This window comes from Klebsiella sp. KE9456, assembly GCF_043832615.1.
Lineage (GTDB): Bacteria > Pseudomonadota > Gammaproteobacteria > Enterobacterales > Enterobacteriaceae > Klebsiella > Klebsiella indica.
In genome coordinates, this window is the sequence record NZ_JBDYQK010000015.1 from 88931 (window position 1) to 112414 (window position 23484).

The window sequence follows — 23484 nt, forward strand, 5'->3', positions numbered from 1 at the left end:
GCTCACATGGCTAACACTGAAGAATTTACACACTACCAGCCGCTGGGTAATAGCGATCCAACCCACACCGCTTATGGCGCTGGCGCACTGGCAGCGGCAACGCCCGTTATGACTCCGTTAATGCTGGAGGCGACGGGGGGAAAACTGGTTGCCTGGGACGGCGAGCATGCTGGCGCGGCATGCGGCATCCTGGCGGTAGCCGCCGACCAGAACAGCACGGAACTTACCTTTTATAAATCCGGCTCCTTCCGTATTGAAGATATTCACTGGCCGGATGCAGTCACTGACGACAGCATTAAACGTAATGCCTTTGCTGGCACTGCTATCAGCATCGTTTAACCGACTTCTTTACCACTTTCATTATTCATAAAAGCCGCATTTGCGGCTTTTTTTACGGGAAAAATCTATGTCAGTTTATACAACAGCCCAACTGCTGGCGGTCAATGAGAAGAAATTCAAATTCGATCCGCTTTTCCTGCGCATCTTCTTTCGTGAAAGTTATCCCTTCACTACAGAGAAAGTCTACTTGTCGCAAATTCCAGGCCTGGTCAACATGGCGCTGTATGTGTCGCCGATAGTCTCCGGGAAAGTGATTCGCTCCCGTGGCGGTAGCACGTCAGAATTTACACCTGGCTATGTGAAGCCGAAACACGAAGTTAACCCACAAATGACTCTCCGTCGCCTGCCTGATGAAGATCCACAGAATCTGGCAGATCCTGCTTATCGCCGTCGCCGCATCATTCTTCAGAATATGAAAGATGAGGAGCTGGCGATTGCACAGGTCGAAGAGAAGCAAGCAATCGAAGCTGTGCTCTATGGGAAATACACCATGAGTGGGGAAGCATTTGAGCCAGTTGAAGTGGATATGGGGCGCAGTGCCGGCAATAACATTATCCAGGCGGGGGCTGCAGCATGGTCTGGCCGTGATAAAAAAACCTATGATCCTACCGATGACATTGAAGCCTATTCGCTTAACGCCAGCGGTACGATCAACATTATCGTGTTCGATCCGAAGGGCTGGGCACTGTTCCGTTCTTTCGATGCCGTCAAGGAGAAACTGGATACTCGCCGTGGCTCAAATTCGGAGCTGGAAACGGCCCTGAAAGACCTGGGTAAAGCCGTTTCTTATAAGGGCATGTACGGCGATGTAGCCATTGTGGTTTATGCCGGTCAGCTCGTTGAAAACGACGTCAAAAAAAATGCACTGCCGGACCTGTCAATGGTGCTGGGAAACACCCAGGCCCGTGGTCTGCGCACCTATGGTTGCATCCTTGATGCAGACGCCCAGCGTGAAGGTATTAACGCTTCAACTCGCTACCCAAAAAACTGGGTTCAGTCGGGAGACCCTGCTCGCGAATTCACCATGATTCAGTCAGCACCGCTAATGTTGCTGGCTGATCCGGATGAGTTCGTCTCCGTAAAACTTGCCTGACGAACTGGACCACGGCCCTTCGGGGCCTTTCTTATAAAGGGGAAACAGTGATGACCAAAGAAGAGTTAATTGCTCGCCTGAAAGACCTGGGCAGCATGCTGAACCGTGAGGTCAGTCTGACCGGATCGAAAGAAGAGCTGGCGCTGCGCATTGCAGAGCTGGAGGAGGAGATTGGGGATGATATCGACGATGGTGGCGATAGCAATGAAACGGGGAACGGAAATACGGCATCCGGCAATGAGGAGAAGGATCGCGATGCGCAGGGTAACGCATTAACGCCGGCGCCCCAGGAAACAAAGTCTGCTTCAGATGACCTGGTCGCGGTGAAAACGCTCACGACGTTACACCTCGAAGCGCTGCACGCGGTAAAGAATGAACAGGTGAGTCTTGTTTTGCCGGGTACTACCGTTCGTGTCAGCGCCGGGGATGCAGAAGAGCTGATTACACGGGGGCTGGCTGTCGAACTGTAGCGGAGTGGACATGACCGATTTCGATAATGTTTTCGATGCTGCTATATCGCGGGCTGATGAAACGATCCGCTCAACCATGGGGACGGTGGCGCTAATCACCTCGGGTGGGCTTTCCGGGCTGAGTATTTCCGGTGTCTTTGATGATCCAGAAAATATTGGCTATGCGGTTCCTGGTGTGAGAGTGGAGGGCACAAGCCCTTCTTTTTTCGTGAAATCGACAGATGCCAGCGAGTTACAGCGGCTGGATACCCTCACCATTAACGGAATCTCCTACTGGATTGACAGGATTGGTCCGGACGATTGCGGATCCTGCCATCTCTGGCTATGCAACGGGCAGCCCCCCGCAGGAAACCGCCGCCGATAGGAGGTGTAATGGGTATTAAGGGTCTGGAACAAGTCATTGCAAACCTCAATAGCCTTGATCGCAATATGGTGCCTAATGCCAGCGCCTGGGCAATCAATCGAGTAGCCAGAACAGCAGTCACCGCTGCAACCCGAAAAGTAGCTAAGGAAACCATCGCAGGGGATAACCGAGTGAAAGGCCTCCCGGTCAAACTGGTTAAACAGAGGGTAAGGGTCAGCAAAGCATCTTCAAATGGCCGAATGAACGCCAGGATAAAGGTTAATCGGGGGAACTTGCCGGCGATCAAACTGGGCGCTGCCCAGGTCCGCTTAACCAGAAAGAAAGGGGCGCTTCTACGGAGAGGGAGTGTCCTGAAGATCGGAAAATATCTTTTCAGGGACGCTTTCATTCAGCAATTAGCCAACGGTCGCTGGCATGTCATGAAGCGTATTGAAGGTAAAAATCGCTACCCCATCGATGTTGTGAAAATCCCACTGGCTGCGCCGCTTACAACTGCTTTCGAAGCGGAGAAGAAACGCATGCTTGATGTGGAGATGCCAAAGCAACTGGCCGCTGCGCTCAAGCAACAACTGAGGTTACACCTGAAACGATGAAACATACCGAAATACGCCAGGCCGTGATCGATGGCCTGGAAAGCGTGATAGGGAATAGCGCCATTTTTTTTGATGGTCGTCCAGCTGTCATTGAGGAAGAAGATTTTCCTGCTGTGGCAGTTTATCTGACTGATGCCGAATACACCGGGGAGGAACTGGATGCTGATACCTGGCAGGCCACTTTACATATTGAAGTTTTCCTTCCTGCCCAGGTACCTGACTCCGAACTTGATGAGTGGATGGAAGCCCGGGTTTACCCGGCAATCTCAGGTATCTCCGCGCTGAGTGGACTGATTTCCGTGATGGTACAGCAGGGTTACGAATACCAGAGGGATGACAGCCTCGGGCTCTGGAGCTCCGCGGATATGAAATATTCAATTATTTATGACATGTGAGGATTTATGCCAACACCTAATCCACTTGCTCCGGTAAAAGGGGCGGGAACAACACTCTGGTTGTACACGGGGACCGGGGATGCTTATGCAAACCCTTTGTCCGATGCTGACTGGCAACGCCTGGCAAAAATTAAGGAGCTGACGCCGGGTGAAATGACGGCGGAGTCCTACGATGATACCTATCTTGATGATGAAGATGCAGACTGGACCGCTACCGCCCAGGGGGCAAAATCGGCAGGGGATACATCATTAACGCTGGCCTGGAAACCGGGAGAAGAGGGTCAAAAATCGCTGGTGGCCTGGTTCGTCGATGGCTCTGTACGGGCGTACAAAATTAAGTATCCGAATGGTACCGTGGATGTGTTCAAAGGCTGGTGCAGTAGCCTGGGTAAAGCCATCCCCGCGAAGGAAGTGATCACGCGTACCGCCAAAATCACCAATACCGGGAAACCGGAACTGGCGGAAGAAAGCGGCAACCCGCCGATCGCAGTGACCGGCATCAAACTCGACAAGGCAACGGCCAGCGTGGCCGTCGGCGCAACCACAACGCTAAACGTCATCTTCCTGCCTGCCAGCGCATCGGAACAGTCTTTCCGTGCGGCAACCTCGGATAGCGCGAAGGCGACTGTGGCCGTGAGTGATAAATCTCTGATTGTCACCGGCGTGGCGGCTGGCGCGACCGACATTATTGTCATGAGCAATGACGGTAATTTTGTGGCGACCTGCAAAACCACTGTGACGGCTTCCTGAGGATAGAGGCATGAGCATGTTTTTGAAAAAAGACGAATTCACTTATAACGGTGCCGCGGTACCAATCACCGAATTATCGGCGCTACAGCGTATTACTTATCTCGAATATCTGGCCGCGGAAGAAAAAGCCTTATCAGCCATTTCTGATGACCTGGATGAGCAGACAATGTCCACCAGGCTGGTCAGTATGAGTATTCGCGCAGGCGCGCGCCTTATCGCGCTCTCGCTCTGGCATAACGATCCGAAAGGGGCAACTGAAGAAGAACTGCACCAGCAGGTGATGAGCACTTGGCCAGCGGAGGCAATTGGCAAAGCGGAAATGCAGATCAAGCTGCTCTCCGGCATGCTGGCGCCGGTTGTCGAAGAAGATCAACCCGCGGATGAACACATTGATGCCACCGCACTGGGTGATGAACCTGTTACTGCGGAAAAGCCCTAGCCAGTGAGCTTGATTTTGTCCTGAAGCTGGCGCGCGAGTTCGGGCGACCCGACTGGCGCGCCATGCTTGCTGGCATGACGTCCTCCGAGCTCGGCGACTGGCATCACTTTTACCGGGAGCGTTTTTTTCAGGACGCGCAGCTCGATGCCCACTTCTCCGGGCTGCTTTACACCATTTCAACCTTCTTATACCGGGATCCGGACATCACTCCTGCACACTTCAGCCTGCTGTCCCCCTCCGCTGAGGCTGCAGCGGATCATGTGCAGGATGATGACGCCATGATGCTGGCCGCAGAGGGAATAACGGGAGGCACCAGATATGGCCCAGCAGATTAGCGATCTTGTCATCAACCTGGATGTCGACAGCGCCACTTTCACAGAACAGATCGCCAGGATTAAGGGGCAACTGTCCGGTATGGCGGATGAATCGGACAAAGTGCAGACGCGCATGCGTAGTGCGGCAGAGGCGCAAATCAGCGCGCTGAAAACCACCAGCGCCGCCAGCGCAGGCGCCGTGTCCGATATGCAGAAGCGACAGGCTGATGCCGCCGCTGGGCTTCAGAGCGAACTGCAGCGAGTCTCCAAATCGGTCGATGAGACTTACCAGCGCGTCACCGGGTTAAACCAGCGTTATCGGGAGAATGACGCGCAGGCAGAGGCGCTGGCGCGGCGGCAGGATGCGCTGGCGGAATCGTTCTTCAGGGAGATAGATGGCGTCCGATCTCTTAACGGTGAAACGCGGTCGCTGGCGAGTGTCCAGGAACAATTTCGCAAGGCCCGCGCACAGGGGAACATCACTCAGGGTGATTATCTCTCTTTGATTTCCCGCACCACGGCGCGGCAGAAAGAACTTCAGCAGGTTGAGGAAAAAGCGAACCAGGCGCGCGAGAAATTTCTTCGTCAGCTGAAGGCGCAGGTTGTTGAGCAAAAGCTTTCTGGCACAGAGCTCCTGAGAATGAAAGCGGCGCAGGTTGGCGCCAGCGATGCAGCTGAAGTCTATATCCGTAAACTGGAGGCGGCAAAGGTTGCCACGCACAGCCTTGGTCTCGAGAGTGCTGGCGCGCGGAGGGAACTTGGCGTGCTGATGGGGGAGCTGCTGCGTGGTAACTTTGGAGCGCTTCGCGGATCCGGCATCACCCTGGCTAACCGGGCAGGATGGATAGATCAATTAATGACGCTGCGCGGTCTCGGCATCGCTGGTGTTGTCGGCGGCATAGCGGCATCCGTCGTTCTGCTGGGGAAGGCGTGGTACGAGGGCGGGAAGGAAGCCGAGGAGTTTAATAAACAGCTTATTCTCACCGGGAACTATGCCGGGAAAACCTCGGGACAACTGCAGGCGCTGGCGCGGAGCATCTCCGGGAATGGAATCACTCAGCACACCGCGGCAGGAGTATTAGCGCAGGTTGTCGGAAGTGGGGCATTCGGTGGCGCTGACGTCGAGCGGGTTGCCAACGTGGCTGCCAGGCTCCAGCAGGCAACCGGCCAGGCGGTGGATGAAACCATTAACCAGTTCAAACGGCTGAAAGAGGATCCGGTTAATGCGGTCGCAACGCTGAATGATTCGCTGCATTTTCTTACCGCAAGCCAGTTTGAACAGATTTCATCTGCGCAGGCGATGGGGGATTCGCAGCGCGCTGCCGAGCTCGCGATGCGTGCCTATTCCGACAGCGTTATCCAGCGTGCAAATGCGGTGAAGGAAAATCTGGGGACACTGGAAACCGCGTGGAACTGGGTGAAAAATGCCGCCAGCGGCGCCTGGGATGCCATGATGGGCATTGGTCGTAATCCTGATACGGCCATGAAGCGGCAGGGAGCTTTTGCAGACTGGCAGGCTGCGGAAAAAGAACGCCGGGCGCTGGAAGCCAACCTGAAGGTCGATCCCAACTACTCCGGTAATAATCCGTTAATCAAAGCCGATGCCGAACGTTTACGTAATGCCACTCAACGGGAAGCGCTGGCAAAACAAACTTTTGACGAAATTGATAAAGCGTACGCTAAGGAGGGGTTAGCCGCGGCGCGCGAGAAGCTGCGCAATGATCAGCAGCAGCAGGCAATAAGGAATCAGCAGCAGTTTAACCAGCTTCTTGACGCTGGCCTGAAACCAGCCGAGCGGCGGGCCCGAGCTCAGGAAGAATTTAATAAGCTGGTTGCGAAAAATAAACAGGATGCCATCGAAGGGATTGCCACCCGCTGGACGGACAGCGATATCGCGAAAATCCGCGCGGGTATAGATAGCAAATACAAAGATCCGAAAACGCCGAAAGGCAGGCAATATACTACGCCCGCAGGCAACAAAGCTGAGGAAGGGGCGCACGCGGAGCTGCTGACGCTGCAGGCGCAGCTTAAAACCCTGCAGCAGCATACCGACGTTAACGATGTGATTAGTAAGCAGCGCCGCGATCTCTGGCAGACGGAAAACCAGTATACCGTTTTACAGGAGGCCGCCGGCCGTCGCCAGTTGTCCACGCAGGAAAAATCCCTGCTGGCCCACAAAAATGAAACGCTGGAATACAAACGCCAGCTTGCCGATCTCGGTGATAAGGTTGCCCGGCAGCAGAAGCTGAATAATCTTGCAGATCAGGCCAATAAATTCGCGCAGCAGCAGAGTGCGATCCGGGCGGGGATAAAGGCTCAGGCTGACGGGCTTTCTGGCAGGGAGTCAAACAGAAGGACCACACTTGAAAAGCTGAGTGAAACGTACGCCTTCAATCCTGATGCGCAGCGGAAGGTGCTGGCGGAACAGCAAGCCACCTATGAAGCTGAGGATGCATTGCGCGGTAACTGGCTGGCCGGCGCCAAACAGGGGTGGGCGGAGTATCAGGATTCGGCCACAGATGTTTTCTCATCTGTGAAAGATATTTCTCAGGCCACATTCAGTGGTCTGGCCAACCAGCTGACAGCGCTGACAACAACCGGAAAGGCGAGCTTTAAGGAGTTCACCACATCCATTCTGAAGATGATTGTTCAGGTCATCAATCAGCTGATCGTGGCCTATACCATTCAGGCGGCTATGGGGTGGATCAACGGTAGCGCAAGCAATACATCATCTGGGCAATCAGTTCCGGTACCCTCTTATCGTCCGCCAGGATACGACGGCGGCGGCTACACTGGCCACGGCGGTAAATATGAGCCTGCTGGCGTTGTGCACCGCGGTGAGTTTGTATTCACAAAAGAGGCGACCAGCCGCATTGGGGTGAGCAATCTTTACCGGATGATGCGCGGTTATGCTGCCGGCGGGTATGTCGGCAACGCTGCCAGCCCGGCGAGTGTCTCCCCTGGCGGTGTGATGGTCAACATGGGGGGCGTCTATATCAGTAGCGGGAGCGAACAGCAGTCTACGCAGCGGTCAGCGATTGACAGTAACGGTATCCTTAAGCAACTGAAACCCGCCATCATCAGCGTCGTCAGCGAACAGGCCCAACGGCCCGGGACGCCGCTGTGGAAGGCAATAAAAGAAGGGCGTTAATACCTTATGACTATTGAAACATTCTCCTGGCGAATTCAGGCCGTCAGTCAGCCCGCGATAACGAGCAAGGATAATATTCGCAAGGCGCAATTTGGCGACGGCTATGCGCAGGTTTCAGGGGAGGGAATAAACCCGGAAACCTTAAATTATGCATTTTCATTTACCGGAGATCTGCAAACAGGACTGGATATTTATAAATTCCTGCGACGGCATAAAACAAAATCCTTTACGTTTAAACCACCGTATGACGAGCTGGCGCTATGGCGTGTACAGGCTGACAGCCTGCAAAAAACCATTCTGAACAATAAAGTCATGACAGTCACCGCAACATTTGAACAGGCATTCGTACCATGAGTCTTCACGCTGATTATCAGAAACTGGAGCCGGGAGATGAAATCCGGCTTTTTGAAATTGATGGTAGTGCTTTTAATATGGGGGATATTTTATATTTCCACGGGTATAACATTCCCCATACTGAAGCGGAAATTTTAGCCGCTGGTGGCGATGAATCGAAATTGCCAGCTAAAAGTATCTGGTGGCAGGGAACCGAATATAAAGCGTGGCCGTGTGAATTAGAGGGGATCGAATCCTCGACTTCAGGAAGCGACGCGCAGCCGACACTGAGGGTGGGCAACATTGATAGTTCGATTTCCGCGTTGTGTGTGCATTACGACGATCTGGCGATGGCTCGGGTCATTATCCATGAGACACAAAAGCAGTATCTTGATGCGCGAAATTTCCCTGAGGGTAATGCCACCGCGGATCCAACGCAGGAGAAACGGCACCTCTATTTTATCGATACCAAAAGTCTTGAAACCGATGAAACGGTAGAGTTCGCGCTAGATAGCCCGATGGGGCTGCAGGGGAAGCTGATCCCAACCCGTCAGTATCATTCTGTTTGTACCTGGTGTATTCGCAATAAATACCGTAGTGGCGATGGTTGCGATTATGCCGGAACAAAGTATTTCGACAAGAATAACAAGCCGGTTGATGACCCATCGAAGGACGTCTGCAACGGAACACTCACTGCCTGCAAACTGCGTTTTGGCGAGCATAACGAACTGCCGTTTGGCGGGTTCCCTGGCACGTCGCTGATAAGGAGCTGATATGCGCCAGAAAACGATTGAGGCTATACAGGTTCATGCTGCAGCTGATTACCCGCGTGAAGCGTGCGGCTTGATTGCTCAAAGGGGACGAGTGGAGCGCTATTTCCCCTGCCGTAACCTGGCCAGCGAGTCGAATGATAATTTTATTCTGGCGCCAGAGGATTACGCAGAAGTCGAGGATTGGGGAACGATTATCGGCATTGTTCACAGCCATCCGGATGCGACTACGCAACCCAGCGAACTGGATAAGGCGCAGTGTGATGCTACGCTGCTCCCTTGGTATATTTTCAGCTGGCCAGAAGGTGATCTTCGGACCATACACCCACGCGGCGAGTTGCCCCTCCTCGAGCGTCCGTTCGTTCTTGGCCACTATGATTGCTGGGGACTGGTGATGAGCTATTTCCGGCAGACCCACGGTATCGAGCTGCACGATTACCGCGTTGATTACCCCTGGTGGGAAAACGACTATCCCGAAAATTTTTATCACGATTGCTGGTATGAATGTGGTTTCCGTGAATTTGATGGCCCGCCGCAGCCGGGTGATATGGTTATCATGCAGGTGCAGTCGAACAAGTGGAACCATGCCGGGATTCTGCTGGAAGGTAACATGCTGCTACACCACCTTTATGGTCATCTCAGTCAGCGCGTGCCGTATGGTGGATACTGGTTAGACAGGACGATGAAAATCGTCCGATATCATTCTCTGTGTTAATCTTTTATGGAATTTTAACTAAAGACAGAAGGGACACCGAGATGAAAAAAATAGCGTTGGCATTAATGATTTTATCTATAACTGGGTGTGCAAGTACTGTAGTACCTCCAAGTAAAGCGATTTCTGCCCCAAAGGAAAGGGTTTTTAAATATCAAATAAATGCTGGTAATAATACAGCTCTGACTATCATTCGCGATGCGGGAATAGTTGGGTCCGGATGCTATGCAGCGGTTTATTTAAATGGGGAGCAAGTGGCAAAACTGAACCCTAAAGAAAAGGCTACATTTTATATATCTGAAGGGGAGTGGGCTGTTGGTGCTAATCTGACAGGGAAAGGATTATGTAGTTTGAGCCCTGAGCGGCAAGAGCGAATATTCATTGTGAAGGCTGGGGAGAGGAAAGTAGTAAGAATATTTACGGATTCTAATGCAAATGTGGATATAAGGCCGACAACCATTAATTAAACTTTTTTCACTAACTGGAGTTGTTATGCAGGAAATAATGACAAAAATCGAACTTTCTGGAGTCCTCGGTAAAACCTTTGGGAATGTTCATCATCGATTGATTTCGACTGTTCATGAGGCTGGAGCAGCATTATCTGCAACAATTCCGGGATTTGAAAAATTCATGAATAACAGCAAAGAAAAAGGATTAACCTTTGCTGTATTCAAAGGGAAGAAAAATATTAGTGAGGATGATTTAGGATTCCCTGTAAGTGGAGAGGTTATCCGCATCGTCCCTGTAGTCATTGGTAGTAAAAAGGCTGGCATCTTACAAACAATTCTCGGGGCAGTGCTTGTGGTCGCGGGGTTCATTTCCACATTCACTCCCGCTGCTGCGGCCGCACCATATCTTTATAGTATGGGCGCATCAATGATGCTTGGAGGCGTGATCCAGATGCTCTCTCCTCAGCCCGGTGGCCTTGCCCGTAAAGAATCCTCCGACAATAAAGCCAGCTATGCCTTTGGCGGCGTAACCAATACCGCCTCGCAGGGCTATCCGGTTGGCCTTCTTTACGGCAAACGACGAATTGGCGGCGCGATTATTTCCGCCGGTATTTATGTCGAAGACCAGCAATAAATATTTTTAATAAGTAATACCATCCATTCAGGCCACCTTGCGGTGGCTTTTTTTATGGGCGTAATATGGCAAATAACATCATTAAAGGGCGTAAGGGTGGCAGCTCTAAACAGCGTACGCCCACGGAACAGCCGGACGATTTACAGTCTGTAGCAAAAGCCAAAATTCTTATCGCATTGGGTGAGGGGGAGTTTGCTGGTGGTTTAACCGGGAAAGATATTTATCTCGACGGTACCCCTCTTGAGAATGCCGATGGTTCGCAAAACTTCAGTGGTGTGGCCTGGGAATTCCGACCTGGGACGCAGGCACAAAGTTATATTCAGGGTATTCCAGGTACTGAAAATGAAATTTCGGTAGGGACGGAAGTTTCCAGTGAGACCGCCTGGACCCATACGTTTACCAATACCCAGCTTTCTGCCGTTCGTGTCCGCCTGAAATGGCCCTCCCTGATGAAGCAGGAAGACGACGGCGATGTAGTGGGGAATACCGTCAAGTATGCGATTGACCTGCAGACCGACGGCGGCGCCTGGCAGACCGTACTGGAGACCGCCGTCTCAGGAAAAACAACTTCCGGGTATGAACGTAGCCACCGCATCGATTTACCGCAGGCAGGTAGCACCTGGACGCTGCGTCTTCGCAAGGTATCGCCGGACGCAAACAGCGTCAAAATCGGCGACGTCATGACGCTGCAGAGCTATACCGAAGTTATTGACGCGAAGCTGCGTTACCCACATACAGCGCTGCTTTATATCGAATTCGACTCCAGCCAGTTCAATGGTTCTATCCCGCAAATCTCCTGCGAGCCGCGCGGGCGTATTGTCCGCGTCCCGGACAACTATAACCCGGAAACGCGTGAATATACCGGCACATGGACAGGGGGCTTCAAATGGGCATGGACTGACAACCCGGCATGGATTTATTACGACATCGTTGTCTCTGATCGTTTCGGTCTTGGCGATCGTCTAACCAGTGCGAATATCTCCAAATGGGCGCTTTACCCGATTGCGCAGTATTGCGATCAACTGATACCCGATGGCAGGGGTGGCGATGGCATGGAACCTCGCCATCTCTGTAATGTTTATGTTCAGGAGCGCAACGACGCCTACACCGTATTGCGTGATTTCGCTGCTATTTTCCGGGGGATGACCTGCTGGAGTGGTGAACAGATTATCGTGCAGGCCGATATGCCGCGTGATGTTGATTTCAACTATACGCGCGCGAATATTATCGGTAGTCCTCGTTATTCCAGCAGCACCAGTAAGGCCCGATACACCAATGCGCTGGTCTCATGGTCTGATCCGGATAACGCCTATGCCGATGCGATGGAGCCCGCATTTATCCCGGAACTGGTTTCCCGATACAGTTTTAACCAACTGGAAGTCACGGCCATTGGGTGTACGCGGCAGAGTGAAGCCCATCGTAAAGGGTTATGGGGGATCCTAACTAATAACAAGGACCGCATGGTCGAGATTGATGTTGGTCTTGACGGCAGGATCCCGCAGCCGGGCTACATCATTGGGCTGGGCGACGAACGGCTGGCCGGGCGAGTTAATGGTGGTCGTATCAGCGCGGTGAATGGACGCGTCATCACGCTCGACCGTGATATCGATGCAAAAGAGGGCGACCGCCTGCATCTGAATCTGCCATCGGGTATCTCGCAGGCCAGGACCATCCAGTCGGTGAATGGCCGCCGGCAGGTAACGGTCACGACGGGATACAGCGAGACACCAGAGGCGGAGTGCGTCTGGATCGTGGAATATACCGACCTGGTGCCGCAGCAGTACCGCGTTATCGGTGTAAAGGACAACAATAACGGCACGCTCACCATTACCGGCGTGGCTCATGACCCGGATAAATTTGCGCGTATCGATACCGGCGCAATCATCGACCAGCGCCCGATTAGTGTTATCCCGCCAGGCAATCAGGCTCCGCCAGATGGCATCCTCCTGACGTCATTCTCCGTGGTGAATCAGGGGATCAGCGTCGAAACCCTGCAGGCCAATTGGGACGCGGTGCAAAATGCTGTCGCCTATGAGGCACAGTGGCGCCGCAATGATGGCAACTGGATTAACGTGCCGCGCAGCTCGACCACGTCATTTGAGGTCAGCGGCATTTATGCCGGTCGTTATCTTGTTCGGGTCCGCGCGATCAACGCGGCTGAAATTTCCAGTAGCTGGGCGTACTCGGAAGAAAAGACCCTGACCGGGAAAGTCGGTGAGCCGCAGCCGCCGCTGTCGTTGACGACCGTTTCACTGACCGCAGGTATCGAGATTCGCTGGGAATTCCCGGAAGGTTCAGAAGATACCCAGCGCACAGAGCTGCAGTACAGCCCGGACAAGAGCGGGAACGGTGCGATGCCGCTGACCGATTTAGCGTATCCAGGCAAGCAGTATCAGCAGATGGGCCTGCAGATCGCCACGCATTTCTGGTATCGCGCGCGGCTGGTTGACCGCCTGGGTAATGTCTCTCCGTGGACCAGCTGGGTGCAGGGAATGTCCAGCGATAACGTTGATGACTATTACCAGCAGCTCGACGATGCGCTGAAAGGCTCGGATACTTATGAGGAACTGAATAAAGGAATCCAGGACAACAGTGCTGCGGCCGACGCTGCGCAGCAGGCTGCGGACGCCGCTCAGGGAGCCGCTGACCAGGCGGCGAAGGACGTCGCCGCGCAGGGTGCTATTGTCACGCAGCAGGGCAAAGACTTAACGGCAGCAATCTCAAAGGGCAACACCACAGCTGCAGGACTGGCGCAGGAAGTCAAAGACCGCACGGCTGGTGACGCCGCGACCGCCTCCGACGCAGCGAAAAAAGTCGCCGATGCAGTAGCGAAGGCCGAAACAGACGACGCTGCCGTGGCTAAGAAAGCCGCCGATGACCTTCTGGCACAGAAGAACGCCGTCGACGCGCAGATCCAGACGGTAAATACCACGATTCAGAACGTCAACGATTCACTGGCGTTGCAAATCGCGTCTCTCAGCGCGGGATCTGGCGAACAATTCGACTTCACATCGATCTCTTATTTCGATAAAGACTCCGAAGGATGGGCCGAGGATGATAGCTGGAAATTACCGCTGCCGATTACCTCCGATGGCTGGCTGATTCCGGCAGGGCCAACCGGCACAATGCGCAGCCCGAACGCCACCAAAATCGACGCCACAGCGTATAAATACATTCGCTTTCGCGTCCGCAAAATCGGCTCGCCGTCGTGGAATCTTCGCCTGTGGTGGACCGGCCAGACTGAACAAGGATGGGTCGACACTCGCCGAATCACCGTACCTGAACCACAATTCGACCCGTCCACAGGGATCGCAGTGGTGTCTATCGCGGACATCCCCTGGACCGCATCGGCAGACATCCGTCGTGTACGCCTGGACTTCAATACGGCGGGCCTGTCTACGGCTAACCACTTCGAGATCGACTGGTTCGCCGTGGGCCGTCCGACTCCGGGGGCGTCACAGGCTCAAGTTCAGGAACTACGCCAGGCAATGACCGATGCCGACAGCGCCGAGGCTACCACCCGCAACCAGTTAGCGGTCCAGCTTCGCGGCACGCAGACTGGCACTAACCCGGACCTGCTGACCAGCGGCCTGATTTACGAAGAGCGCAAAATTCGCGTTACAGCGGAGAAGGCGATCGGCTCTCGCGTGGACACGTTGCGCGTGGACTACGATAAATCAACGGCAGCGGCCTCCTCTCGCATGGACACTATCGCCAGCGATCTCGAAGCCACGGCGAGCAAAACGGACCAGGTAGCCGCTGACCTCGCCACGGCAAACGGCGTTATCGCCGGGCATACGACCGCGATTCAGAACATCGAAGCGAAGAACACCGCGCAGGACGGCACGATCGCATCCCAGGGTCAGAGCATTACCGGTCTTAACTCCAGGCTGGACAACATGCGCGTGGGCGGGGCCAACCTGCTGCCGAATTCGGGCGAGTTGACCGGCTACGGCAACGCCAGCAAATCAGAGCGGTTCAAAGGCAATGCCAGCCTGGCTATCTCGGTCGCGGCGAACGGCACCGCGTACAATCAGACAGAGGTCACACTTGCCGCACCGGTTGACGGTACCGAGTACGTCTATTCGTTCTATGCGAAAGGGTCCGTTGCGCTGACATTTAACGCCTATTTCTACAACCCGAATACCACCGGATCATGGGAAACCAGCCAGGGCAAGAAAGGATCTGCCGGTGATGGTGGTGTGACTTTCGATATTACCACCGGATGGCAACGATACTGGGTCAAGTGGAAGCAGACCGCCGGGACCGGCACAAAACGTCTGCTGTTGGGCCGTCTGCAACCCGCTACGGTCGCGCGTACGCTGTTCATCAACTCGCCGAAATTCGAAGTGGGTAATGTCGCCACCGAGTGGAGCGAAGCGCCGCAGGACAACGCCACAGCTGAAGCCATGACCGGGCTAACCACCAGGGTAACCGCTGCCGAAGGTAAGTTAGAAACGACGTCAAACCAGACGACGAACCTTATCAACCGCCTGAACACCGGCAACTTGCTACTGAACGGTGACGCGACCGCCAGTATCTCATCGTGGACGTTATCCGGCTCAGGCGACGGCGCGCCGGTATTCGACGCTACGCAGAAGGCGCTGACCACCGATAAACCGGCGTGCCGCGTAGCGAACGGTACGAAAGTACCCGTAGAAGCCGGGCAGACGCTTACCCTGTCCTTTGATGTCAAAGTGTCAGATGCCACGATCAGCACCGGCACGCAGATGTTTAATATTGGCCTGATTAAAACGTGGAGTGACCCGACCACGTGGTTAGTGAATAAATTCGACTGGAATTCCGGCCTTACCACCGCCTGGCAGACGAAAACTATCACGCTGAAGATCCCGAATGATTTCCCCGGACAGTGGGTCTATCTGCGCCTGGCGTGCGGCGGCTGGACTCCGGCGGCGGCCCGCTTCTATTTCCGTAACTTCATGCTGTCAGCGTCTAACGGGATCGCCGGGATGGCGTCGGCGCAAGCCGTTACGGATCTATCATCCCGCGTAACGAAGACAGAGAAGGATATCACCACACAAGCCGGGCAAATCACCAGCCTGGGCGGGCGCATCGATTCGACTAACGCAGAAGTCGCGAAGAAGGCAACCACGGCAGCGGTTGACGCGCTGAAGGCCACGGTAACGCAGCAGGGAAAAGATATTACCGCGCAGGCTGAGCGCACCACCAACTTATCTAATACTGTCGACGCGAACAAAAAGGACGCCGACGACAAAAACACCGCGCAGGGCCAGGCTATCACCGGTCTGACCCAGCGTGTAACCGCTGCCGAAGGATCTCTGTCTACGCAGTCCAGGCAGATCACCAGCCTGGACGGCAAGATCGACAACGTAAAAACCGACCTCGGCAAGACTATCGCCACGAAAGCGGATGGCTCCACTGTCACCGCGCTTTCACAGACCGTCACGCAGCAGGGCAAAGACCTTAAGACGACCAGCGACGCCGTCACATCGTTGAAAGGCCGCGTGAGCACAGTAGAAGGTGAAGTGGCTAAGGCGGCCACCATTGAGGCACTGAACCAGCTAACCACCCGCGTGTCGACCGCCGAGGGCAAGCTGACCACGACAGGCCAGCAGATCACCGGCCTCAACGCCAGCCTGAACGCTGCAACGTCGTCCGGTGGGGACTACATCCCTAACCCGACCTTTGACCCGGCCTATAGCAGCTTCGGCTTTACGCGTCGCGATACCGTCGACGACGCGACCGACGACTCAATCCCTTATGATGCGGACATCCCGGCGGGATGCCCTAACCGCTATGTCGTCCGCCTGGATCGCCGTGACCACTTCGCCAACCTCGCGGCGATCCCCGTTAAACCGGGTCAGGTCTTTGAGATGTCCGTATGGGTTGCAGCGCGCGCAGACGCGACGGCGCCGTTTAACCTGTATATCGCCAGCACAACGACACCCACAGGCGGCGGTACGGCGCGCAATTCAAACGGCAACGTGGCCCCGACACAAACCTGGAGACAGGTTGTCTGGCGCTGGACGGTCCCGGCCAGCTGGACTTACGGATATCTGCGCCCGTTTCTGCAGATTAACCAAAGCAGCCCGTTTAAGTCTGTCTGGTACGCTACCGACTGGCATCTGCGGGAAGTCACGGCCGCGCAAGAAGCCAAATCCGCCGCAGATGCCGCTGCCGGTAGTGTGTCGAGCCTGTCCGGTACCGTCGAGCAACAAGGCAAAAATATCAAGGCGAACAGCGACGCAATTACCGCCGTCACCGGCCGCGTGACTAACGTCGAAAAAGGGAATACGGCGAACAGTCAGGCAATCACGAAGCTTGAGCAGACCACAACGCAGCAGGGCAAAGATATCGACACGACCAGCCAGGCGCTAACCAGCGTCGCGGGATGGGTCGAGTCTCTACGCGACGCTGGCGCTAATCTCGTCCCAAACTACGATTTTCGCCAAGGGTCTGTCGCGTGGACCACTCAGGAAGGCGGGCAGATTAAATTCGGTGATTATGGAGAGGGTAAAGCGGGCGTCCGCATAAAGTGGGCTTCCGGTAACTACTCCGGGATCTTCCCAAACGGGCAGCACAAATTTCAGGTGGATGGCGGGAATAAGAAATACCGCATTGTTGTCAAAGCGAAGAAAGTTTCCGGGGCAGGTAACCTGATGGTCAGACGCTGGGCGCACCGCCCGGATGGCACCAGCGGCTACGAGCAGCAGACGCTACAGTTCGCCACGGCGTTCGACGTCAAGACATACGACTTCAACGCTTGCCCGGACGGCACCGTGGCGGTCACCTTCGGGATCTACTGCTTCCCGGACGCCGCCGAGGTGGATATCGATTACGTGGCGATCTACGACATCACCGATGCCATCCTAATCGCGGCCAACACCAGCGCGACGCAGCAGCTTACGCAGCGTGTGACGAAGACAGAGCAGGACATCATCGCGAACGCAGCAGCTACCACCGTAGTATCCTCTAACCTCACGGCTGCGCTGGCGGACATCGATAATAAGATGGCCGGTAATCTTGTCGCGAATGGTGGCTTCGAGCGAGGCCTGGACTCCTGGACGCAAGGCTCAACCACCGTTGCCACTGTTATCGACGCGCAGTCGCCGCACTCAGGCGGTCGTATCCTGAAGCTGTCCGCACACAACTCCGCGCAGGACACCATTGCGCAGAAATATGACATCCCGATCCAGAAAGGCCGCACGTATAAGCTGGGCGGGTGGATTCGTGCCGATGGCAATGCCGAGATGCCATCGACGGCGCAGGGCAATAACAAAATCCGCATGGGTATCACCGGCCAGACCAACCCGGTTATCGAAGTCCAGTTTGACCCGAAAAACTACCAGACCGGATCGCAGTGGACAGAGATTAGTAAGACCTGGAAAGCGACGGCCACCACGTTCGCTCAGGTCAGCTTCATGGCGTTACTGTCCAAAGGTAACCTCTATGTTGATGATCTCTATCTGCTGGACGTCACCGACGCGGTAGACATCGCGGCAAATGCTGCCGGCATCTCTACTATTCAGACCACGGTCAAGAACCAGGGCGACCTTATCAGCGCCCAGGCTGATGCGGTGACACAGGTTAAAGCGGACCTCGGGACCGTGTCGCAGAAGTCTCTGAACCCGTTCATTGACGGCTCGTTTGAATCGTATGCAGATAACCAGCGGATCGCAGGTGCGCAGTTCATCGCGACGACGCAGGCAAAACGCGATGGCAGCAAGTCCGGTAAGGTGACCCGTAACAGCGGTGAAACCGGGAACAGCGACAAGACAACCGGTACTTGGTTAGCTATTCGTAGCGGTGGTAAATATCGTTTCAGCGCATGGGTGATGATGCAGGGGACCGAATCCCCGCCATCGGGCTGGTCTACGCGCATCGGTATGATGACACGCGGCGAAGGCGGAGCCGGTAACTCATGGCCAGCAGGGGTTGTGGTAAACGACACCGCAACTTCCCTGGGGGGTAAACGTGATCAATGGGTCCAGGTGACCGGCGTCGCAACTATCTCCGGCACCCACGCACAGGGCGTTTTGTGGGTCTCGTGCCGTGGTACGTCAGGCGGTGCCGGGTATTCGCTATTCATTGACGGTCTGACCATCGTCGACGTGACCGATGCGCAGGATGCGAAAGCGGACGCAAAAGCCGCTGCCGATGCGACGACAGCGCTCTCTGCTACCGTGACGCAGCAGGGCAAGGATATCAAAGCACAGGCAGGGCAAATCACAAGCCTGGTCTCACGTGTAGGTGACGCTGAATCACGAATAACCCGGCAGGATGAAACTATCGCAGCCAACGGCCTGGCGATGTCGAACGGCTTTAACCAGATGCGCAGCATGATTGGTGACAACAGCGCTGCAATTACAACGACGAGCAAAACCGTTGCTGACCTGGAAAAATCAACCACTGAGCAGATCACCACGCTGACCTCTCAGGTCGGGGATATGTCAGCGACCGTTCAGCAGACGGCATCAACCGTGGCGGATTTAAACGGAAAACTGGGTGCGCAATGGGGCGTGAAGGTCAACACATCTTCCGGCGGCAAGAACTACGTTGCGGGGATTCAGCTGGGGATTAACGGCAGCGGGCAATCACAGTTCCTGGTGCAGGCTGACCAGTTCGGTGTTTATGTGCCCAACGGCGATAAAAGCAATCTGGCCTTCGGTGTCGACGGTAACGGCGCATATATGCAGCAGGCGATGGCCAGAAATCTGGTCATCGACTTTGCGCAGATTAGCAATAATATCCAGTCGACCAACTGGAACGGCGACACCGCCGGGTGGGCGATCAACAAGGCCGGTTCAGCGGTATTTAATAACGTGACCATTCGCGGACATGTTGAGGCGTCAAGCGGATCATTCCGTGGAACAATCGACGCTACCGATGGGACATTCAGGGGGACCGTGCAGGCAAGCAATTTTATTGGAGACATTTGCTCTGCTGGGGTGTTCAAGAATGGGGTAAGACCCGACATTACTCACTATGATTCTGGCGCGGGGCTATCTAAAACTTATGCCGTCTCCGCCGTTGTCGCCTGTGATGTGAATTTTGTGGGCAAAATCATGGTATGGATTAAGGGTGAGAAGGTAAACGAGTTTAGTGTGACTTCCGCAGCGTCTAACGCATCAACTCGCTATATCCCTGTGATGGGAGTGAAGGCCGGAATTACCGACCAGAACGTCAGATGCGAGATTACGGTAGAGGGAAGCGGTATTTATAGGTGGGTGGGCGGTTTTGCACTTATGACCCGCTCGACAGGTTCATGGAGATAATTAAAAAAATGGAGCGGCCCCTTCGGGGGCCGAAATCAACATGGCAACAATCAGCGACGCATTAGCAGCCAGCATTCAGAAGTGCTTCGACAGAACTTATACAGACCTGGCCAATCAGCAGCAATTTCTATTCGGCTCCGGTAACGTGACGGTAACTAAACCGGATGGCACGACCGGGACTGTGAAATCGTGGTCGCAATTCCTGAGCGAATATAGCACCCGGCAGACTGCAATCGACAACGCCCTGAAAGGCGTGGCGAAGACTACTATAACAAACACATTTACGCAGCCGCAGACGTTCAGTAAGGGCGTGACGTTCAGCGCCACTATTACAGCGGCAGGGCAAATACTCAGGAAGAACAGCAGTACGCAGTTCACTGCGATTGATGCCGGCAATCTGGAGATCAGCAGCGATACCGCGCCGTTTATTGATTTTCACCACAAAGGTAGCGCTGCTGACTACACACACCGGATCATCACTGAAGACGGCGCGCTGGCTATTTATCCCGGTTTGCGCGTCCGTGGCGGATTCGGGATTTACTCAGGGGCGTCAACGATTTACAGCGCCCCTTATTCGCCGGGATATGTTTCAAGGGTTGATGTCGATCCCACCAACCCGGCAAATGGGACGGTTATCGGCACACCTCAGACGCTGTACAGGTTCAACTACCGGGGGGGTGACAGTAACGGCGACTCAGGCGCCGCAGGATCGTGGTACGAAGAGCAGGTAGGCACAAACCACAGGTATGTTTTAATGGTTCGCGGCTACGCTAACGCGGTTCAGTACTGGCAGTTCCTGAACGATGGGAGAATCTACAGCAGCCAGAACGGGAACGTTCAGTTCCAGGGCACATCGGATGCGCGGTTAAAGCATGACATTCAACCGACTGACGGCCAGCTGTCTTTTGAACGCATTCGTCAGCTTGAGCTGGTGACGTTCGTCTATAACGACGATGAGCAGAACAGGACGCGCCGGGGAATAATCGCGCAGCAGGCACAGCAGGTCGATCAACAGTATGTTAAGCAGATTAACACGTCGTATATGCTCAACGGTGAGAGGGTGGACGATGACCGCCTTCAGCTCGATAACAACGTGCTCTTGATGGATACACTGGCGGCGGTAAAAGTGCTGATTGAGCGAGTAGATTATTTAGAGACTAAGCTAAACAATATTTTAGGTTAAACCGGATAGCAGCCCTGATTTTTTCTTTTCTTCTCCTACTTCGTCATTATAGCTGTGTTTATATACAGTATTTGTGCTGTTGATATGTACAAAAACATTCTGCAAAACGATAATTATTTTCAGGCAAATCAAGATGTTAAAATTGCGAAAAAAAACTTATTTTCATATTCTGACACAAGGATTTTCGTTTAAAAAACATATCATTACTCTTTTCTTGGGGGTGTGTCGGTCTGGTACATGGATATCGATACCACCGCGAACTATAAACTGGCTGGCGCTCAGCAGCACGACAGTGTCCGTCTGGATCCGTGGGTGTTTATGTTCTCTGCAGGCTACCGTTTCTAACGTCGTCTGCAAAACCGGTCATTGCATGGCCGGTTGCTGTAAGCCATAAAAAAAAGCCCGCACAAGTGCGGGCAAAAATACTGGAAGCAATGTGAGCAATGTCGTACCGAATACCTGAGTTGTTTACTCAACTATTCGGTAGTGAGAAAGATAATATTTCTCATTTGAGATATCAACCCCAACTTTTGTGCGGAAGCGATTTTTTTCAATCGGCGTTAAAAACGTCGCTGTTCGGGCTGCCCTCTGGTGGTCTGGTCGCTGTCATAGCTCCAGGGAAGTGTGGAAAGAGGGGCAGGGTAAAACATCGGTTCTGAAAGCCTGTAACCTCCTTCGCTAACGGCCCATCAACCAAACTGAGCGATGCAGATGGTAGCAGTGCAGAACTGGGTTGATAGGGAACATTCCCGCTAAACCTCGCGATAACAATTCTGCCCGCGGGTTACGGTACACCCTGCCAACATGCGCTTTATATGAACGTTGCTGAAAAAGCTCGCATATAAATAAGGATTTTTTTCAGCGGTTCCTTCAGTGTGAGTGCTGTTTGCCCTGCGACTTAAATTAGTTGAGGCATATTACTATGCACAGAAATATTTAGTGGATTTATTAAAAGCGCCCATTTTAGGGAAAAATAGCGGCAATTTATGATTTACACAGGAATAAAGATATTTTTAATTTATGATATGAGTCCTGAAGAAACGGTCAGACGATTTTTTTGCGCGAACATTTAGATAGAAAAGTTGTGCAATTCATTTTGATTGTGATAAGAAATAGCAAATATATACCCTAAATTATTCGAGTTGCAGGAAGGCGGCGACGCAGTGAATCCCCGGGAGCGTACTCCAGTACGTGACTGGGGTGAACGAGGAAAGCCAACGCACATGCAACTTGAAGTATGACGGGTATAACCAGATATTGACAAGGAATTGCTATGCATCAGTTTGGTAAAGGACACCAGGTTAAGGTTATATTCGGGGCAATAGCTATTGCCATCGTATTCTTTGTTACCGGATGTGGGATAATTGGTGATTCGGTCAATCATCTCCGCGCCGTTCAGTCTGAGCCCGGGGTTTTGTACCAACCGCAATTTTATGCCCGTGCAACGCCAGACGAGGTCAGAGCCGCTATTGCCGGGCTCGCGTTGGAAAATGAGCGCTATAAAAAAAAATTCGTATCCACGCCAGATGCCTCCGTGATGGGCGGCATTGTGAAGCCACTGCGTATTTTCTGGCCGGAGTCAGAAGTTGTTGAGTCGCAAGCTTTGTTTCCCTTACAGGTGGCGGCTAAGAATACGCCATATCCTGAAGTTATCACTATCATGCTTGATGCAGGGGCATCCCCTGATCAGATTTATTTACCTGTTTATATAAGTAACAACATACTGAAAGATGAAATCGTTAACGTTCTTCTTCAACGAACTACTGCCGCTGCGCGTTGCGAGGCTTTACGCACTTATATCAGGGCAGGGAATGTGACGCGGATGGATTACTGTCTGGATTTGCCGGAGAGCACCTCTGTGCCTTTGTGCAGTGCGGATAATCTGCTTCGCCTGGCGTTGGCAGTCAAACAACCTGCTATCGCAGCGCGTTTAATGGAACGGGGTTTTGTGCTTCCCAGGGAGTCGGATTCGCTATCTTCCCCTGAACCATTAGCGCAGAAATTATTGTAAAAGCAAGGCATGGACCACCCCATATGGATCCTCAGTTTTCTTCAGTATATGCCCCTCTGCTTCGGGCGGCAGGTGCGCTGGCTGTTGAGTGATTCGTCTGAGCCATGAGGCTTGCTCTTATGGGTTGCCGATTTGCCGCGTTTAATACGACTAACCGTTCTGGCCTGCAATTCATAGGATTGAAGCTCATTATTTTTATTTAAATCAATGCGCGCGTTGAAAATAAG

Annotated in this window: 18 protein-coding genes and 1 pseudogene; all 19 read left to right on the plus strand. The window is 53.6% G+C overall.

Annotated elements, in window-relative coordinates; translation table 11 throughout:
• Positions 1-6 precede the first annotated feature (6 nt).
• Complete coding sequence (locus ABK821_RS16315) at positions 7-339, plus strand: head decoration protein (protein WP_181244908.1); 333 nt, start codon at positions 7-9, stop codon at positions 337-339.
• A 67-nt stretch (positions 340-406) separates the two neighbouring features.
• Positions 407-1432 (plus strand): major capsid protein, encoded by a 1026-nt coding sequence (locus ABK821_RS16320; RefSeq protein WP_064396353.1) that lies wholly within the window; start codon positions 407-409, stop codon positions 1430-1432.
• Between the two features lie 95 nt (positions 1433-1527).
• A complete protein-coding gene (gene gpFI, locus ABK821_RS16325; RefSeq protein ID WP_395033982.1) occupies positions 1528-1902 on the plus strand; it encodes a DNA-packaging protein FI in 375 nt (124 codons plus the stop codon).
• Between the two features lie 10 nt (positions 1903-1912).
• Positions 1913-2266, plus strand: coding sequence for a head-tail joining protein (locus ABK821_RS16330; protein WP_181244906.1), 354 nt, complete (start codon positions 1913-1915; stop codon positions 2264-2266).
• An 8-nt stretch (positions 2267-2274) separates the two neighbouring features.
• Complete coding sequence (locus ABK821_RS16335; RefSeq protein ID WP_077266527.1) at positions 2275-2859, plus strand: phage tail protein; 585 nt, start codon at positions 2275-2277, stop codon at positions 2857-2859.
• Positions 2856-3254: a phage minor tail U family protein gene (locus ABK821_RS16340; protein WP_064396347.1), complete on the plus strand. Its 399-nt coding sequence runs from the start codon at positions 2856-2858 to the stop codon at positions 3252-3254. The genes ABK821_RS16335 and ABK821_RS16340 overlap by 4 nt, the downstream gene beginning before the upstream one ends.
• A 6-nt stretch (positions 3255-3260) precedes the next feature.
• The gene (locus ABK821_RS16345; protein WP_219676139.1) at positions 3261-4004 is read left to right on the plus strand and encodes a phage tail protein; all 744 of its coding nucleotides are present in this window, start codon (positions 3261-3263) and stop codon (positions 4002-4004) included.
• A 10-nt stretch (positions 4005-4014) separates the two neighbouring features.
• Positions 4015-4443, plus strand: coding sequence for a phage tail assembly chaperone G (gene gpG, locus ABK821_RS16350; protein ID WP_074185833.1), 429 nt, complete (start codon positions 4015-4017; stop codon positions 4441-4443).
• A gap of 62 nt (positions 4444-4505) precedes the next feature.
• Positions 4506-4778 carry a phage tail assembly protein T gene (locus ABK821_RS16355; protein ID WP_004111806.1) on the plus strand — a complete coding sequence of 91 codons (273 nt, stop codon included), beginning with the start codon at positions 4506-4508 and terminating at the stop codon, positions 4776-4778.
• Positions 4762-7908, plus strand: a complete 3147-nt coding sequence (locus ABK821_RS16360; protein ID WP_224359150.1) for a phage tail tape measure protein — start codon at positions 4762-4764, stop codon at positions 7906-7908. Before ABK821_RS16355 ends, ABK821_RS16360 begins: the two co-directional genes overlap by 17 nt.
• A 6-nt stretch (positions 7909-7914) precedes the next feature.
• A complete protein-coding gene (locus ABK821_RS16365; protein WP_224359151.1) occupies positions 7915-8262 on the plus strand; it encodes a phage tail protein in 348 nt (115 codons plus the stop codon).
• The gene (locus ABK821_RS16370; protein ID WP_224359152.1) at positions 8259-9014 is read left to right on the plus strand and encodes a phage minor tail protein L; all 756 of its coding nucleotides are present in this window, start codon (positions 8259-8261) and stop codon (positions 9012-9014) included. The genes ABK821_RS16365 and ABK821_RS16370 overlap by 4 nt, the downstream gene beginning before the upstream one ends.
• A 1-nt stretch (position 9015) precedes the next feature.
• Positions 9016-9726 (plus strand): C40 family peptidase, encoded by a 711-nt coding sequence (locus ABK821_RS16375; protein ID WP_127719056.1) that lies wholly within the window; start codon positions 9016-9018, stop codon positions 9724-9726.
• Positions 9727-9767: 41 nt separating this feature from the next.
• Positions 9768-10190, plus strand: a complete 423-nt coding sequence (locus tag ABK821_RS16380) for a hypothetical protein (protein WP_032448928.1) — start codon at positions 9768-9770, stop codon at positions 10188-10190.
• A 25-nt stretch (positions 10191-10215) separates the two neighbouring features.
• The gene (locus tag ABK821_RS16385) at positions 10216-10806 is read left to right on the plus strand and encodes a tail assembly protein (RefSeq protein ID WP_020806107.1); all 591 of its coding nucleotides are present in this window, start codon (positions 10216-10218) and stop codon (positions 10804-10806) included.
• Between the two features lie 65 nt (positions 10807-10871).
• Positions 10872-20063: a carbohydrate binding domain-containing protein gene (locus ABK821_RS16390; RefSeq protein ID WP_224359153.1), complete on the plus strand. Its 9192-nt coding sequence runs from the start codon at positions 10872-10874 to the stop codon at positions 20061-20063.
• A gap of 40 nt (positions 20064-20103) precedes the next feature.
• Positions 20104-21246 carry a tail fiber domain-containing protein gene (locus ABK821_RS16395; protein ID WP_181244898.1) on the plus strand — a complete coding sequence of 381 codons (1143 nt, stop codon included), beginning with the start codon at positions 20104-20106 and terminating at the stop codon, positions 21244-21246.
• Positions 21247-21456: 210 nt separating this feature from the next.
• Positions 21457-21591 (plus strand): annotated as a pseudogene (locus ABK821_RS16400) (OmpW family outer membrane protein); the annotation flags it as partial.
• Positions 21592-22519: 928 nt separating this feature from the next.
• The gene (locus tag ABK821_RS16405) at positions 22520-23257 is read left to right on the plus strand and encodes a hypothetical protein (protein WP_343178971.1); all 738 of its coding nucleotides are present in this window, start codon (positions 22520-22522) and stop codon (positions 23255-23257) included.
• Positions 23258-23484: the final 227 nt, after the last annotated feature.

Coding starts and splice junctions, on each gene's coding strand:
- ABK821_RS16315 (WP_181244908.1), top strand. CDS start 7: ATGGCTAACACTGAAGAATTTACACACTACCAGCCGCTGGGTAATAGC.
- ABK821_RS16320 (WP_064396353.1), top strand. CDS start 407: ATGTCAGTTTATACAACAGCCCAACTGCTGGCGGTCAATGAGAAGAAA.
- gpFI (WP_395033982.1), top strand. CDS start 1,528: ATGCTGAACCGTGAGGTCAGTCTGACCGGATCGAAAGAAGAGCTGGCG.
- ABK821_RS16330 (WP_181244906.1), top strand. CDS start 1,913: ATGACCGATTTCGATAATGTTTTCGATGCTGCTATATCGCGGGCTGAT.
- ABK821_RS16335 (WP_077266527.1), top strand. CDS start 2,275: ATGGGTATTAAGGGTCTGGAACAAGTCATTGCAAACCTCAATAGCCTT.
- ABK821_RS16340 (WP_064396347.1), top strand. CDS start 2,856: ATGAAACATACCGAAATACGCCAGGCCGTGATCGATGGCCTGGAAAGC.
- ABK821_RS16345 (WP_219676139.1), top strand. CDS start 3,261: ATGCCAACACCTAATCCACTTGCTCCGGTAAAAGGGGCGGGAACAACA.
- gpG (WP_074185833.1), top strand. CDS start 4,015: ATGAGCATGTTTTTGAAAAAAGACGAATTCACTTATAACGGTGCCGCG.
- ABK821_RS16355 (WP_004111806.1), top strand. CDS start 4,506: ATGCTTGCTGGCATGACGTCCTCCGAGCTCGGCGACTGGCATCACTTT.
- ABK821_RS16360 (WP_224359150.1), top strand. CDS start 4,762: ATGGCCCAGCAGATTAGCGATCTTGTCATCAACCTGGATGTCGACAGC.
- ABK821_RS16365 (WP_224359151.1), top strand. CDS start 7,915: ATGACTATTGAAACATTCTCCTGGCGAATTCAGGCCGTCAGTCAGCCC.
- ABK821_RS16370 (WP_224359152.1), top strand. CDS start 8,259: ATGAGTCTTCACGCTGATTATCAGAAACTGGAGCCGGGAGATGAAATC.
- ABK821_RS16375 (WP_127719056.1), top strand. CDS start 9,016: ATGCGCCAGAAAACGATTGAGGCTATACAGGTTCATGCTGCAGCTGAT.
- ABK821_RS16380 (WP_032448928.1), top strand. CDS start 9,768: ATGAAAAAAATAGCGTTGGCATTAATGATTTTATCTATAACTGGGTGT.
- ABK821_RS16385 (WP_020806107.1), top strand. CDS start 10,216: ATGCAGGAAATAATGACAAAAATCGAACTTTCTGGAGTCCTCGGTAAA.
- ABK821_RS16390 (WP_224359153.1), top strand. CDS start 10,872: ATGGCAAATAACATCATTAAAGGGCGTAAGGGTGGCAGCTCTAAACAG.
- ABK821_RS16395 (WP_181244898.1), top strand. CDS start 20,104: ATGGCAACAATCAGCGACGCATTAGCAGCCAGCATTCAGAAGTGCTTC.
- ABK821_RS16405 (WP_343178971.1), top strand. CDS start 22,520: ATGCATCAGTTTGGTAAAGGACACCAGGTTAAGGTTATATTCGGGGCA.